Origin of the sequence: Pseudomonas sp. HPB0071 (assembly GCF_000478505.2) — a bacterium.
Classification (GTDB): Bacteria; Pseudomonadota; Gammaproteobacteria; order Pseudomonadales; family Pseudomonadaceae; genus Chryseomonas; species Chryseomonas luteola.
Map to the genome: position 1 here is coordinate 832,654 of NZ_KI517367.1, position 13,036 is coordinate 845,689.

The following is a 13,036-nucleotide window of genomic DNA, read 5'->3' on the forward strand; positions in this document are numbered from 1 at the left end:
CTGATTCGCTCCTTAGCGGCGATGGCCGGTGTCGAGACGGCGTTCCAGACGCTGACTGTACTGCGACATACCGAAACAGAAAGCCCAATAAATCAATGCGCCAAAGACATAGCCTTCGGTCGACATACCCAGCCAGGCTGGATCAACGGTAGCCTGGTGCAGGCTGTTCAAGAGATCGAACAGACCAATGATGATCACCAGACTGGTATCCTTGAACAGCGCGATAAACGTGTTCACGATTCCCGGGATCACCAGCTTCAATGCCTGAGGCAGTATGACCAGCCCCATGGCGCGCCAGTAGCCCAGCCCCATGGCTGACGCCGCTTCGTACTGCCCTTTCGGGATCGCCTGCAAACCACCACGCACGACTTCGGCAATGTAAGCTGACTGGAACAGGATGACGCCAATCAGTGCCCGCAAGAGTTTGTCGAAGCTCATACCTTCAGGCAGGAACAACGGCAGCATGACGGATGACATGAATAACACCGTGATCAACGGAATACCCCGCCAGAACTCGATAAAGGTCACGCACAACACGCGTACGGCCGGCATTTCCGAACGACGTCCCAATGCCAGGAATATACCCAGCGGCAGCGCACCGGCAATACCTACAGAGGCAATGACCAGTGTCAGCGTCAGGCCACCCCAACGGCTGGTGGGCACCGCGTCGAGACCCAGCACGCCGCCATGCAGCAACACCCAGGCAACAACGGGATAAACGATCAGAAAAACGATGCCATAAACTACCTTTCGGGGCATCGCTTTGATGAACAGCGGTGCAGCACCCAGAACCGCAAGCACCAGCGCTACATCCACACGCCAGCGCAGCTCCGGCGGGTAAAACCCGTACATGAACTGACCAAAGCGCATCTTGATGAATACCCAGCATGCGCCTCCCGGCGTACAGTCGGAACGCTCGGTCCCGCTGAACGTTGCATCCAGGAAAGCCCATTTGATCATGGACGGAACCAACAGCCAGACCAGATACAGAGCAAGTAACGTAAGCAGCGTGTTGTAAACGCTGGAAAAGAGATTGGCCCGCATCCAGGCCCACGCACCGACCGAGCGATTCGGCGGCGGCAGATCAGGTTTGAACGTATGTGTAGTCATGATCGCCTCTTATCGCTCACGCAAAGCCATTCGCTTGTTGTACACGTTCATTAACAGCGAAATGCTCAGGCTGATAACCAGATAGACTGACATCGTGATAGCAATGGTCTCGATCGCCTGCCCGGTCTGGTTCAGTACCGTACCGGCAAACAGCGACACCATGTCTGGATAGCCAATACCGGCAGCCAATGATGAGTTCTTAGTCAGGTTAAGGTATTGGCTGGTCAGTGGCGGGATGATGACCCGCATGGACTGGGGAATGATGACCAGGCGTAGCGTCCGACTAGGCTTCAGCCCCAGGGAATTGGCTGCTTCGGTCTGCCCATGGCTCACCGACTGGATACCCGAACGTACCGTTTCAGCAATGAATGCTGCGGTATAAACGGAGAGTGCCACCAGCAAGGCGAACAGCTCAGGAATCACCACCCAGCCGCCCTGAAAGTTGAAGCCCTTGAGCTGCGGAACGGTCCAATGGAACGGCGCACCAAATATCAGGGCTGCCAAACCTGGCAGAACGATCAGCAAAGCGATAATCGAGATCAGCAGCGGAAAGCCTCTTCCGGTCCTGTCACGCCGAACCTTTACCCAGCGCGCCAGGGCAATACTGGCCACAACAGCTAGCGCAATCGCCACCAGGAACGGTACGACACCTTCTGCCGACACGGGTGCTGGAACGTACAGTCCTCGGTTGTTCAGAAACAACGTGTCGAAGAAGCTGAGGCTCTGTCGGGGCCCGGGCACCAGACGCAACACAGCGAAATACCAGAAGAATATCTGGAGCAGTGGCGGAATGTTGCGAAAGGTCTCGATATAGATCGCGGCGAGTTTACGTACCAGCCAGTTCGGCGAAAGACGAGCAATACCGATGATAAAGCCCAGCACAGTGGCCAGGATGATACCCAGGATGGATACCAGAAGCGTATTCGCCAGGCCGACCAGAAAGAGTCGGCCATAAGAATCCGATTCCTTGTAGTCGATCAGACTCTGGCTAACGCCAAAGCCTGCGCTATGCTCAAGAAAAGCAAAACCGGAGGTAATCCCCCGGTGTTCCAGGTTGGTTTGTGTGTTGTTGAATAAGTACCAGCCAAGTGCAGCGACCGCCACAATAGCCAGTATCTGAAACGCCCAGGCGCGAGCGCGCGGATCGTTGATCAACGACCCAGACGTGCCTATTGATTTAGACATGATGTTTTCCGAGATGCGATGAAACAAAACGCCGCGACCTGGCTATTAACCAGGCCGCGGCGATAGGCAAATCAGCGCACGGGAGGTGCGTACAGGATGCCGCCTTTGTTCCATTGAGCATTCAGGCCGCGCTTGATCTTGAGCGCGCTGCCCATGCCGACGTTACGCTCGAAGACCTCGCCATAGTTACCAACCTGCTTGACGATCTGAACCGCCCAATCTTTGGGCAGCTTCAGGTCGTTACCAAAGTTGCCTTCGGCACCCAGCATACGAGCCACATCAGGATTCTTGGCGTTCTTGGCCATGTCTTCCACGCTGGCAGAGGTAATACCCAGTTCCTCAGCGCCGATCATGGCAAATAGTGACCATTTTGCAATGGCAAACCATTCATCATCGCCCCGACGTACAGCAGGACCGAGAGGCTCCTTGGAGATCACTTCCGGCAGGACCACGTAATCGTCCGGGTTCGCCAGCTTGATGCGCTGGGCATAGAGTTGAGACTGGTCGGACGTCAGTACGTCACAACGTCCGGCTTCGAGGGACTTGGCGCTTTCGTCAGAACGATCATAAGTGATCGGGGTGTACTTCATGCCATTGGCACGGAAGTAGTCAGACACGTTCAGTTCGGTCGTGGTACCCGCCTGAATGCAGATCGTTGCACCATCGAGTTCTTTAGCGCTGGACACACCTAGCTTCTTATTGACCAAAAAACCAACGCCGTCGTAGTACGTTACGCCCGTGAAATTCATACCCATGCCAGCGTCCCGTGAACTGGTCCAGGTAGTATTACGGGAGAGAATATCGATTTCGCCAGACTGCAACGCCGTGAAACGCTCCTTGGCAGTCAATGGTGAATAGCGGACTTTCTCGGCGTCACCGAATACGGCAGCAGCCACTGCCCGGCATACATCAACATCAAGACCTGCATACTTGCCACCCGCCTCTGCATAGGAGAAGCCAGGCAGACCATCACTGATACCGCACTGCACGAAGCCCTTTTTCTTCACGGCATCCAAGGTCGCACCTGCATGGGCGAAGCCACTGACACCCAATACAGCCGCAGTGGTCAGAATCGCCAGGGTGGATTTCACCATTTTCATCGATAACCTCCAGTTGTTATAAAAGTCAGCATCCGGTCCCGCTTGCCCTTTAGGGCTTGTACGCAGCCATGAGAGCAACGTATACATCGCAAGAACCATCGAGGAATTGAGAGGTTCAACCCCTTCGCTCTCGGCTCGCTGCTGGAAATATTTGTTTTTATTTGCTTGACCGAGTGGCCTTTAATACACCAGACAACATGACAACGTTGTGTTACCTGTCGGTGCATCAAAAAGCACACATTGCAGATACAGCAAAAGGCGGACCACTTATAGCGACATGGCAGAATCGAAGCGGCTTAGTAAACTTCACTGAGACTGCAAAAGAATTTATATAAATGCGACATCCTCTTAACGCACCATTTGTTACCGCTGCCGATCAGAACGCACTTTTATGGAGCACACATGCCTGAAATAACTCCGCTGATCATCGAATCCCCCCAACCCGCAAACTCATGCGTGATCTGGCTACACGGCCTGGGCGCAGACCGTTACGATTTTCAGCCGGTGGCCGAAATAGTGCAGCGCGTGCTCACGACGACCCGTTTTGTACTGCCTCAGGCCCCTTCACGCCCAGTTAGTATCAACGGCGGCTGGGCCATGCCGTCCTGGTACGACATCCTGGCCATGTCACCTGCACGCGCCATTGATCACTCACAACTGGATGAGTCGGCCCGCTATGTCGATGAGTTGATCACGCAGCAGATGGACATAGGCATTGATGCCCGACGCATTGTGCTAGCAGGCTTTTCACAAGGCGGAGCAGTCGTGTTTCATACTGCTTTCGCCATTGCCCACAAACCTCTAGGTGGCGTACTGGCTCTTTCGACCTATGCACCCGGCTTCCAGGAAACGCTTGCCAGTGAGGCTCAGCGAGACATTCCGGTGCTATGCATTCATGGCACGCTCGATGATGTTGTACCGCTGGGGTTGGGACGTGAAGCCTATGATTTTCTCGCCAAGGAGCAGGTGCCTGTTCAATGGCAGGACTATCCCATGGGCCATGAAGTAACACAGGAAGAAATCGCCCTGATCGCTCAGTGGTTACAGGACCGTTTGGCTTGAGAGTGACGGCTTAACGGCTGTTGTCGTTGAGCCTTTGTACCAGTTCATATACAAAACAAGATAACGCTCACAGTACTGAACAATGGATCAAGAACTTTCTTTACTTATCTCAGTCAAGAAGTGATCTCTATACGTCCGCTTTCTGTAGTTTTGGAGCGACCATGCCTTCTGGCACCGTTTTCACTCTTGTAATGCCATGCTGATGATGGCTATTCCTCAGTGGCAGGAAAACCTTCAGCATATACGCCATCTACGGTTGTTCCGGGATGTTGATCTGTCGCACCTTGAAAAACTGGCCCGCACGCTGACCAAGCGTGTTCTGAACCCAGGCGAGATGCTTCTGTCGCCCAGCGAACATAATCACTACCTTTATATGATTGTCCAGGGCCGCTTCAGGGTTCATCTGGAGTCGCTGGATAATCAACCTGTATCCGTTCTGAGTGAGGGCGACTGTGCAGGTGAGGTCAGCTTTCTCGACAATCACAAGCCAACGGCGTACGTGATCGCCGATGAAGTCTGCGAAGTCATAGGCCTGCACCGCAAGGACCTGTTCCAACTGATGGAGCATTCTCCTAAAACCACTCAGAACCTGCTTGAAATCCTGTGTGAGCGTGTCCGCCAGAACAATCGAATCATTCTGGATACCGAGCGCAACGCGAATGTCGACACGCTTACCGGCCTGTTCAATCGCAGGCGCCTTGAACAACTCTATGAGCGAGAAAGTACCCGCTGCGCATTCAACCAGCAGCCGCTTTGCCTGTTGATGCTCGATGTGGATCATTTCAAACGCTATAACGATACGTATGGGCATCTGGCAGGCGACTACGCACTTTGCATGGTAGCCAATACCCTACGTTCCCAGTTAAGGCCTAAGGACAGCATGTCGCGCTACGGTGGAGAAGAATTTGTCATTCTGCTTCCCGAGCTGGATAAGCCTGAAGCTCGGATGATTGGCGAGCGTTTGCGGGAAAGCCTTGCCAGTATCGCCGACTTTTACTCTCCTGCCGGCAAATTACCAGGCGTTACCATTTCAATCGGCTTGGCTGAAATGCATAAACAGGATACGCTCGAGACTCACATAGAGCGTGCAGATAAAGCGCTTTATGAAGCCAAGCGCAACGGAAGAAATTGCCTGTTTGGCTAAAACAGGCAACACTCCCCTCCCTCCTCTCGATCAAGCCTCATTTGCCAGGCCCGTAACTTGCTTTACACTCCTGGCTTAATTCCTATTCAAATTACGAGATAAACCGTGCTCAAGGCACTAAAAAAACTATTTGGCAAAGGAGATGCGCAAGCACCTCAGCCCACCCCTGAAAAGGTTGCGCCCCTTCAGCGCGACGAAACCCCGTCACAGCCTGAACAGGCACAACCCACGACTCAGGCGAAAGCCGAGCGTCAGCCCAGGCCACCGAAGAAAGAAAGCGGGAAACCTGCAGCGACCAGATCACCAAAGCCACGACGCGAGCGCAAGGCGCCTGTCAGCAACTGGACGCTTAATGACTTTGCAGTAGAGCCTCAGGAAGGCAAGGTCCGCTTCCACGACTTCAACCTTGCACCCAGCCTGATGCATGCCATCCATGACCTGGGTTTTCCTTATTGCACGCCCATCCAGGCACAAGTTCTGGGATTTACACTGAAAGGCCAAGATGCCATAGGTCGAGCTCAAACCGGGACGGGCAAGACAGCCGCGTTTTTGATTTCGACCATTACCCAGCTGCTTACCACCCCGCCGCCTGAAGAGCGCTACATGGGTGAGCCACGTGCACTTATTATTGCGCCGACTCGAGAGCTGGTCGTACAGATTGCCAAGGATGCAGAAAATCTGACCAAGTACACGGGCCTCAATGTGATGACCTTTGTAGGCGGAATGGATTTCGACAAACAGCTCAAGCAACTGGAGTCGCGGTTCTGCGATATCCTTGTCGCAACACCAGGGCGTTTGCTGGACTTCAACCAGCGTGGCGAGGTTCATCTGGATATGGTGGAGGTCTTGGTTCTGGACGAGGCGGATCGCATGCTCGACATGGGCTTTATCCCCCAGGTCCGCCAGATTATTCGCCAGACTCCCCACAAGAACGAACGTCAGACCTTGCTGTTCTCGGCCACCTTTACCGAGGACGTCATGAACCTTGCCAAGCAGTGGACAGTCGATCCAGCCATTGTGGAAATCGAGCCTGAAAACGTAGCCAGCGAGACCGTTGACCAACGCGTATACGCAGTGTCTTCAGATGACAAGTATCGTTTGCTATACAACCTTATCAGCCAGAACAACTGGGAACGCGTGATGGTTTTCGCCAACCGCAAGGATGAGGTACGTCGTATTGAGGAACGTCTGACTAAAGACGGCATCAGTGCAGCGCAGATGTCGGGCGATGTTCCACAGCATAAGCGGATCCGAACGCTGGAAGGCTTCCGCGAGGGCAAGATCCGTGTCCTGGTCGCTACAGATGTCGCGGGTCGTGGCATTCATATCGACGGCATTAGCCACGTTATCAATTTCACGCTACCGGAAGATCCAGATGACTATGTACACCGGATAGGACGTACAGGTCGTGCAGGTACCAGCGGAATATCAATCAGTTTTGCAGGCGAGGACGACGCATTTGCCCTACCGCCAATCGAGACATTGCTAGGCCGCAAAATCGCATGTGATATGCCTCCGGCAGAGCTACTCAAGCCAGTCCCACGCAAGCATTCCTGACGACTCGGGGGCGGAGTCGAACACTCTGCTCCCCTTTGCGCGCCTCAAAAGCCAAAAGGTGCCAGCGGTGCCAACAGGTTCAACAACCAGACCTTAACGATACTCCTGTGTGTTGGTTTAAAGCCCACACAACAGAACGAAGGGTCGCTGGTGCAATAGTAAACCTTGATCCTATCGCCTACTGCTACCTGCTCCGCCAAGGCTTTTAGACTGGAAGACGAATACCCCATTAGCGTATCCAGGAAGTTCAGGCTGTAGCGCTGCTCTTGGACCTGATAGCTGAATGTCAGCCGATAGAGTGGGGCCTTTTCCAGAGAAACGATATACCCGTCTGTCAATGCGCTGTCTGTCAGCTTCAGCCATTGCCACAGCTGACAGAGGCTTATGACAAGTACCAGCCCAAGAATGGCTCCCATCGCACACAGCCAAACCATACCTGCCCTCCGGTTTTACGCTGTCAGAGCATGGGCCTACTTCCAGCGCTGGGCAGCGCTGATATCGCTGCTCTTGCCTTCAACCCAGCGTGGGCCTTGGGGAGTGTCTTCCTTCTTCCAGAAAGGCGCCCTTGTTTTCAAATAGTCCATGATAAATGCACAGGCTTCGAACGCCGCCTGACGATGTGCGCTTGCCGTACCTACGAAAACGATGGGCTCACCAGGCTCCAGACGCCCTACCCGATGGATGATATCCACCTTGAGTAGCGGCCAACGAGAGTTTGCCTCCTGAGCGATCTTCGCCAGCGACTTTTCAGTCATGCCAGGAAAATGCTCCAAATAAAGACCGGATACATCCAGTCCATCATTAAAGTCGCGCACATAGCCTATGAAGGTTACGACGGCACCCACGCCTACATTGGCCGCATGCATTGCGCTGGTTTCGACGCCAGGATCGAACGCCTCGGCCTGCACTCGTATGGTCATGTCTAACCTCCCGTTACAGTCGGGAAGAAAGCCACTTGATCACCGTCAACCAACGGCTCACCCAATGTGCACAGCTCTTCGTTACGTGCACACATCAGGTTCCGCTCGCCTAACACTTCAGCCCACACCCCACCTCTAGCGATCAGGTGAGCACGAAGATCGTTTAGCTGAGTAAATTCATCCTGCCATTGAATGCGCTCGTGCTCGCATTGCAATGCTTCACGGTACCGTGCGAAATAATGCACTTCGATCATGCGTCGTGCTCCACTTTGAAATGGCCGCTCTTTCCGCCCTTTTTTTCCAGCAGACGAACCGCTTCGATACTCATGCCTCGATCCACAGCCTTACACATGTCATAGATCGTCAAGGCCGCCACGCTGGCAGCAGTCAAGGCTTCCATTTCCACACCCGTCTGGCCTGACAATTTGCACGTTGCCTGAATATGAACGCTATCGGGCTCGCAGGCAGTGAGTTCAACTTTCACGCCTGTCAGCAGAAGCGGATGACACAAGGGGATCAATTCATGGGTTTTCTTGGCCGCCTGAATACCGGCTATACGCGCCACTGCAAAGACGTCACCTTTCGGGTGGCCGCCCTGCTGAATCATTTGTAGTGTTTCAGGGAGCATGCGCACTTGCGCTTCAGCAACAGCTTCACGAAACGTTACCTGCTTGTCGGTAACGTCCACCATGTTGGCGCGCCCCTGGGAATCAAGATGGGTCAGCATGTTTGGCCTTCCGTTATACAGAGGCCCTTGATTCTACTATGGACGAACAGGATAAGCAGGAAACTGGCAATATCCTTTGCCGGTTTCCTGCCAGGAGGTCATTACATATGCGCTTCGGCGTACTCGGCCAGCACCGAGCGAGGCACGCCTTGCAACGTAATATGCACCCCGTGGGGGAAGCCCTTGAAACGCTCGCTCAGATACGTCAATCCTGAACTGGTTGCTGACAGATACGGCGTATCGATCTGCGCCAGGTTACCCAGACAGATGACTTTTGAGCCGGCACCGGCGCGGGTAATAATGGTTTTCATCTGATGCGGCGTAAGGTTTTGGCACTCATCAATAAGGATCAGACTCTGCTGGAAACTACGCCCACGAATGTAATTCAAGGATTTGAACTGAAGCGGCACCTTACTCAGGATGTAGTCGACGCTGCTATGAGGACTTTCATCATCCATATGCAGCGCTTCCAAGTTGTCGGTAATGGCACCTAGCCATGGCTCCATCTTTTCCGCCTCGGTGCCGGGTAGGAAGCCAATATCCTCATCCAGTCCCTGAACGCTACGCGTCGCGATGATTCGACGATAACGCTTGGTAACCATGGTTTGTTCAATGGCTGCGGCCAGGGCAAGAATGGTTTTCCCCGACCCGGCGGCCCCGGTCAGGTTTACCAGGTGGATGTCAGGATCCAACAGAGCGAACAACGCTAGGCCCTGGTAGATGTCTCGAGGCCGAAGGCCCCAGGCCTCTTGATGCAGCAGAGGCTCCTGATGCATATCGAGAATGATGAGTTCATCATCTCGAACAGCCTTGACCCAACCAACGAACCCCTGCTCGTCGACAATGAAGTCATTGAGGTGCATTGGCGGCAAACTCTCGGACAGCTGTATCCGATGCCAGACGCGTCCTACATCCTGCCGTGAATCGACCTTGCTGACGCGATCCCAGAAAGAACCTTCAAGGGTGTGATAGCCACGCGACAACAGTGCAATATCATCTACCAGCTGATCGGTATGGTAATCCTCCGCATCAATCCCGCATCCCCGCGCCTTTAAACGCATGTTGATGTCTTTGGTTACCAGCACTACGCGCTCACCGGAATGGTGAGTACACAATTCAACCAGCTGATTGATGATGCGATTATCGTTGTGATTATCAGGCAGCCAGGTAACAGGGGCCGCCCGCTTGTTCATCAGAATGGAGAGATACCCTTTCGTCTCCCCTTTGCCGCGCGGTATGGGCACACCTTTTTCGGCATCCTGAGGAGAGGCCTCAGCAAGAACGGTATCAATCAGCCGAATCGCCTGACGGCACTCGGCAGCCACGCTATGTTTCCCGGTTTTTAACTTATCGAGCTCCTCCAACACCGTCATCGGAATAGCAACGTGATGTTCTTCGAAGTTCAGCAGTGCATTAGGATCGTGAATCAGTACGTTGGTGTCGAGCACATAGAGGGTGGGCTGGGTGGGGCGGGAGCGTCCATGATCATCCATACTCGTTCACCTCATCGAGAATCCCAACGGGACTCTTGTGGCCAGTCGACGGAGGCCAATACGGCGCTCCGCAGCGAAAGGTGCCACCACACCTCGGGGCTTCAGGGCCAAGCCTGCAACTCAAGGGCAACCCCGTTCGTGCAGCGGACATCTTGGTAATACCCTAATCTTTGAGCAGGCAAAACCCCTTTTTTCTAACTGGACACCATTTTTTTCTTATTGGCTAATACCACTGGCAACGTTGCCGATGTGGTACTAAAGTTTTTACCCGCTGTTTACAGAGCCTCCTACCTTCATATGCCATATAGCTTTTTCCAACTGGAGCTACGTTTTGTGCACGGCCTACAATGAGCCGTTAATCGAAAGGAGCTCTATACCATGCTGATGGTGATTTCACCCGCCAAAACCCTTGACTACGAAACACCGCCAGCCACTCGGCGCTATACACAGCCTGAATGCCTCGACGACGCTCAAGCGTTGATCAATCAGCTCGTTACGCTTTCGCCTGCCGATATCGCAAAACTCATGGGAGTTTCAGACAAGATCGCCGGCCTTAACGCTGCACGCTTTGCCAGCTGGTCTCCAGACTTTACGCCTGAAAACGCCAAACAGGCTCTACTGGCCTTCAAGGGTGACGTCTATACCGGCTTAGCGGCTGAGGATTTCGACGATGCTGACTTTGACTTTGCCCAGACACACTTGCGCATGCTGTCCGGCCTTTATGGCATCTTGCGTCCTCTGGACCTTATGCAGCCCTACCGGCTGGAGATGGGAACCAAGTTGGTCAACTCACGCGGCAAGGACCTTTACGCCTTCTGGGACACGCACATCACACAGCGATTAAATGATGCGTTGGAAAATCAGGGCGACGACATTCTCATCAACCTGGCCTCGAACGAATATTTCGGCTCCGTCAAACGTGCACAACTCAAGGGCCGCGTTATCGATATCGAGTTTCGGGATCTTAAAGGCGGTCAATACAAGATCATCAGCTTCTATGCAAAAAAAGCCCGTGGACTCATGACGCGTTACATTATAAAAAACCGGTTACGAGACCTTGCCGATTTAAAGTCATTTGATGTTGAAGGGTATGTTTTTAGTGAACAATCTTCTACTCAGGAAAAATTGATCTTCCTGCGAGACAATATTGTTTAAATGAACAGATAATTTCTTCATATAAGCCTTCCCTATTAATCATGCTTAGTTTCGCCTGCCTGCTTTTGTTAAAGCAGATGAAAATTTTACAATGGAGATAGATCCAATGAGCGCACCCGACACCAGCTCTACACAAAGGCAACACCTACGCGTTCAGCTACCAGCCAGGATCCGGTATCAAGGCGCCCACCGTGAAGGCATGGAGCATCAATTGCTTGAGCTTTCCATAGGCGGATTTAGCTTTATCTCAAAATCGATTACCGCCCGTACTGGCGATAACCTCAAGGGCAAACTGCTTTTTTCAATCAACTCCCTTAGTCTTGCTATTGACGTAACATTTGAAATCAAATCAGTTGACCGGGATACAGGTCGGGTGGGTTGCGCCTTTTATAACCTCGCCCCCAAAGAACTTTCTGCGCTTCAATATCTGATTGAGGCTTATCGCTTTAATGATGACGTTACCGTCAGTCATATGATCGACTCGGCATTTGCCCAGAAACGGCTAAGCAGAGGAGCCGCCGGGCTTATAAAAGAAAGCGGAACAGTACCACTCATCGAAGGGCGGTTTGAATTCGATGAGTATCACCTTGTTCTGCCAGGCTCGTCAGTCGACTTTTATCTGTTCGATGAGCAACAGCCAAGGTCAGGGATCATTACCTCCTTAACGCTTGAGGCAGCTGGCGCCACTTACGTAGTCATTGCGACCATTGAGCCTGGAACACAAATTCCCGTGGCCTATACAGGTACCCCTGTAAAGATCTTCGCTGCCTCTCACGCCTAGCCGTACCTCCTCTCTTGCAGCTCTAAACAAGGGCTGCTTTTCTCCTTCGTGGCTTGACCCAGATCACAAAAAGAAAAGAAGCCACTTTTTTCGGTGAACGATTCACAGAAAAGAAGTCTCAGAGGAACTAGCGTTACTACAGTTGATTCCTGCCCTGGCATTTTGGAGTGCTTAGGCTTTAATGAACTTTTTTAAGAGCACTATGTCAATGAAGACCTTGATGGCACAAAGGAATCATTCGAGCCATCTTCCTAAATTATCATTCTAATCAGCGGTAACGATCATCGTTTGGGTGGAGCAATTCAATGCTTATTAGCCTGGGGATGATGTACTGCCTATAAGCTGTAATTAATTTGTAATTAAAAAAGCTAACTAATTAGCCTGGCTTTTATTTTTTATTTCATAACCCTGCTCAAGCAGGAACTAGAAGCACGGACGCTTCGTCCCGCCCGAAGGGACTGCGACCTACAACTCAGCAAGCGCTGAAGGAGAATGCCATGATTCCAGTGATTCTTTCCGGGGGAAGCGGTTCACGACTCTGGCCGCTATCTCGAAAAATGTATCCAAAGCAGTTCCTGGCTTTGGCAAGCGAAAAGACCCTGTTCCAGGAAACCATATCAAGACTGGCCTGCGAAGAACGCATGCAGCAGCCCTTGATTGTTTGCAATATCGAGCACCGCTATATTGTTGAGGAGCAGCTCAAGGCTGTTAAGGAAGGTCTGAAGTAGCCCTGTATTTCCGGTCGACTTCAGCCCTCGCTGCTTTTGAAAGCGGGCCGTCGATCAAAATCGACCAGGTAACC

The 13,036-nt window shown here is 52.6% G+C and carries 13 protein-coding genes and 1 pseudogene; 6 read left to right on the forward strand and 8 right to left on the reverse strand.

The window, feature by feature from the left end; translation table 11 throughout:
- Positions 1 to 12: 12 nt before the first annotated feature.
- The 3 genes from HMPREF1487_RS04215 to HMPREF1487_RS04225 form a co-directional block, all read right to left on the reverse strand.
- On the reverse strand, positions 13 to 1,110 hold the full coding sequence (locus HMPREF1487_RS04215; RefSeq protein WP_010795353.1) for an amino acid ABC transporter permease: 1,098 nt from the start codon (positions 1,108 to 1,110) through the stop codon (positions 13 to 15).
- Positions 1,111 to 1,119: 9 nt separating this feature from the next.
- Positions 1,120 to 2,295 (reverse strand): amino acid ABC transporter permease, encoded by a 1,176-nt coding sequence (locus HMPREF1487_RS04220; protein ID WP_010795354.1) that lies wholly within the window; start codon positions 2,293 to 2,295, stop codon positions 1,120 to 1,122.
- A gap of 71 nt (positions 2,296 to 2,366) precedes the next feature.
- Complete coding sequence (locus tag HMPREF1487_RS04225; protein ID WP_010795355.1) at positions 2,367 to 3,395, reverse strand: amino acid ABC transporter substrate-binding protein; 1,029 nt, start codon at positions 3,393 to 3,395, stop codon at positions 2,367 to 2,369.
- A 402-nt stretch (positions 3,396 to 3,797) separates the two neighbouring features.
- On the opposite strand from HMPREF1487_RS04225, the gene HMPREF1487_RS04230 reads away from it, so the two are divergent.
- The 3 genes from HMPREF1487_RS04230 to rhlB all read left to right on the forward strand — a co-directional run bounded on the left by HMPREF1487_RS04230 (position 3,798) and on the right by rhlB (position 7,158).
- Positions 3,798 to 4,457 (forward strand): alpha/beta hydrolase, encoded by a 660-nt coding sequence (locus HMPREF1487_RS04230; protein ID WP_010795356.1) that lies wholly within the window; start codon positions 3,798 to 3,800, stop codon positions 4,455 to 4,457.
- A 205-nt stretch (positions 4,458 to 4,662) separates the two neighbouring features.
- Positions 4,663 to 5,601, forward strand: coding sequence for a GGDEF domain-containing protein (locus HMPREF1487_RS04235; protein WP_037030444.1), 939 nt, complete (start codon positions 4,663 to 4,665; stop codon positions 5,599 to 5,601).
- A gap of 105 nt (positions 5,602 to 5,706) precedes the next feature.
- On the forward strand, positions 5,707 to 7,158 hold the full coding sequence (gene rhlB, locus HMPREF1487_RS04240) for an ATP-dependent RNA helicase RhlB (RefSeq protein ID WP_010795358.1): 1,452 nt from the start codon (positions 5,707 to 5,709) through the stop codon (positions 7,156 to 7,158).
- Between the two features lie 44 nt (positions 7,159 to 7,202).
- On the opposite strand, the gene HMPREF1487_RS04245 is transcribed toward rhlB, so the two are convergent.
- The 5 genes from HMPREF1487_RS04245 to HMPREF1487_RS04265 form a co-directional block, all read right to left on the reverse strand.
- Positions 7,203 to 7,592, reverse strand: a complete 390-nt coding sequence (locus HMPREF1487_RS04245; protein ID WP_010795359.1) for a DUF3592 domain-containing protein — start codon at positions 7,590 to 7,592, stop codon at positions 7,203 to 7,205.
- A 36-nt stretch (positions 7,593 to 7,628) separates the two neighbouring features.
- Positions 7,629 to 8,078: a molybdopterin synthase catalytic subunit MoaE gene (gene moaE, locus HMPREF1487_RS04250; protein ID WP_010795360.1), complete on the reverse strand. Its 450-nt coding sequence runs from the start codon at positions 8,076 to 8,078 to the stop codon at positions 7,629 to 7,631.
- Positions 8,079 to 8,080: 2 nt separating this feature from the next.
- Complete coding sequence (locus HMPREF1487_RS04255) at positions 8,081 to 8,332, reverse strand: MoaD/ThiS family protein (RefSeq protein ID WP_010795361.1); 252 nt, start codon at positions 8,330 to 8,332, stop codon at positions 8,081 to 8,083.
- Complete coding sequence (moaC, locus tag HMPREF1487_RS04260) at positions 8,329 to 8,805, reverse strand: cyclic pyranopterin monophosphate synthase MoaC (RefSeq protein WP_010795362.1); 477 nt, start codon at positions 8,803 to 8,805, stop codon at positions 8,329 to 8,331. Before moaC ends, HMPREF1487_RS04255 begins: the two co-directional genes overlap by 4 nt.
- Before the next feature lie 101 nt (positions 8,806 to 8,906).
- Positions 8,907 to 10,298, reverse strand: a complete 1,392-nt coding sequence (locus HMPREF1487_RS04265; RefSeq protein WP_010795363.1) for a PhoH family protein — start codon at positions 10,296 to 10,298, stop codon at positions 8,907 to 8,909.
- Positions 10,299 to 10,676: 378 nt separating this feature from the next.
- Between HMPREF1487_RS04265 and yaaA the strand changes: the two genes are divergently transcribed.
- From yaaA to HMPREF1487_RS04280, 3 genes and pseudogenes are all read left to right on the forward strand, one after another.
- Positions 10,677 to 11,453 carry a peroxide stress protein YaaA gene (yaaA, locus tag HMPREF1487_RS04270; RefSeq protein ID WP_010795364.1) on the forward strand — a complete coding sequence of 259 codons (777 nt, stop codon included), beginning with the start codon at positions 10,677 to 10,679 and terminating at the stop codon, positions 11,451 to 11,453.
- Between the two features lie 106 nt (positions 11,454 to 11,559).
- Entirely contained in the window at positions 11,560 to 12,234 is a 675-nt protein-coding gene (locus tag HMPREF1487_RS26240; protein ID WP_010795365.1) for a PilZ domain-containing protein, read from the forward strand.
- 497 nt (positions 12,235 to 12,731) lie between these two features.
- Positions 12,732 to 12,941, forward strand: a pseudogene (locus HMPREF1487_RS04280) (sugar phosphate nucleotidyltransferase); the annotation flags it as partial.
- Positions 12,942 to 13,036: the final 95 nt, after the last annotated feature.

Coding starts and splice junctions, on each gene's coding strand:
- HMPREF1487_RS04215 (WP_010795353.1), bottom strand. CDS start 1,110: ATGACTACACATACGTTCAAACCTGATCTGCCGCCGCCGAATCGCTCG.
- HMPREF1487_RS04220 (WP_010795354.1), bottom strand. CDS start 2,295: ATGTCTAAATCAATAGGCACGTCTGGGTCGTTGATCAACGATCCGCGC.
- HMPREF1487_RS04225 (WP_010795355.1), bottom strand. CDS start 3,395: ATGAAAATGGTGAAATCCACCCTGGCGATTCTGACCACTGCGGCTGTA.
- HMPREF1487_RS04230 (WP_010795356.1), top strand. CDS start 3,798: ATGCCTGAAATAACTCCGCTGATCATCGAATCCCCCCAACCCGCAAAC.
- HMPREF1487_RS04235 (WP_037030444.1), top strand. CDS start 4,663: ATGGCTATTCCTCAGTGGCAGGAAAACCTTCAGCATATACGCCATCTA.
- HMPREF1487_RS04245 (WP_010795359.1), bottom strand. CDS start 7,592: ATGGTTTGGCTGTGTGCGATGGGAGCCATTCTTGGGCTGGTACTTGTC.
- moaE (WP_010795360.1), bottom strand. CDS start 8,078: ATGACCATACGAGTGCAGGCCGAGGCGTTCGATCCTGGCGTCGAAACC.
- HMPREF1487_RS04255 (WP_010795361.1), bottom strand. CDS start 8,332: ATGATCGAAGTGCATTATTTCGCACGGTACCGTGAAGCATTGCAATGC.
- moaC (WP_010795362.1), bottom strand. CDS start 8,805: ATGCTGACCCATCTTGATTCCCAGGGGCGCGCCAACATGGTGGACGTT.
- HMPREF1487_RS04265 (WP_010795363.1), bottom strand. CDS start 10,298: ATGGATGATCATGGACGCTCCCGCCCCACCCAGCCCACCCTCTATGTG.
- yaaA (WP_010795364.1), top strand. CDS start 10,677: ATGCTGATGGTGATTTCACCCGCCAAAACCCTTGACTACGAAACACCG.
- HMPREF1487_RS26240 (WP_010795365.1), top strand. CDS start 11,560: ATGAGCGCACCCGACACCAGCTCTACACAAAGGCAACACCTACGCGTT.